Source organism: Frankia sp. Mgl5 (assembly GCF_023242985.1).
Lineage (GTDB): Bacteria > Actinomycetota > Actinomycetes > Frankiales > Frankiaceae > Parafrankia > Parafrankia soli.
Window position 1 is genome coordinate 1 of the sequence record NZ_JALKFY010000484.1, and the last position, 424, is coordinate 424.

The window sequence follows — 424 nt, forward strand, 5'->3', positions numbered from 1 at the left end:
GAACAAGAGCGTGCCCGGTGCTGATCGTCTGGACCGAGCGGAGCCGTTTCAGGCCGCGCATCGGCCGGAGTCGGGCTTTGAGCCGGCCATGATCGGCTTCGATCCGGTTGTTCTCCCGGGCCGCGTCGACGTGACAGGCCTCGGGCACCAGGTCGTCCAGGACCCGCGGGTAGACCGGGGCCTTGTCGGTGGTGACCTCCACCGGCCGCCGGCGATGAGACAGTGCCCGGACGAAGAACCGGCGGGTGGCGGCTTGGTCGCGGCGCGTGCTGGCGAGGACGTCGATGACCTGTCCGTGCTGGTCAACGGCCCGGTACAGGTAGGTCCAGCGGCCGGCGACCTTCAGGTAGGTCTCGTCGATGAACTACCTGTCGCCGGGTCGGTGCCGGCACGGCCGCGCGGCCTCGGCGAGCAGGGGCGTAAA

1 pseudogene is annotated in these 424 nt (G+C 70.0%); it reads right to left on the reverse strand.

Annotated features, from left to right (window positions below):
• Window positions 1-424: pseudogene (locus MXD62_RS10250) on the reverse strand (DDE-type integrase/transposase/recombinase); the annotation flags it as partial.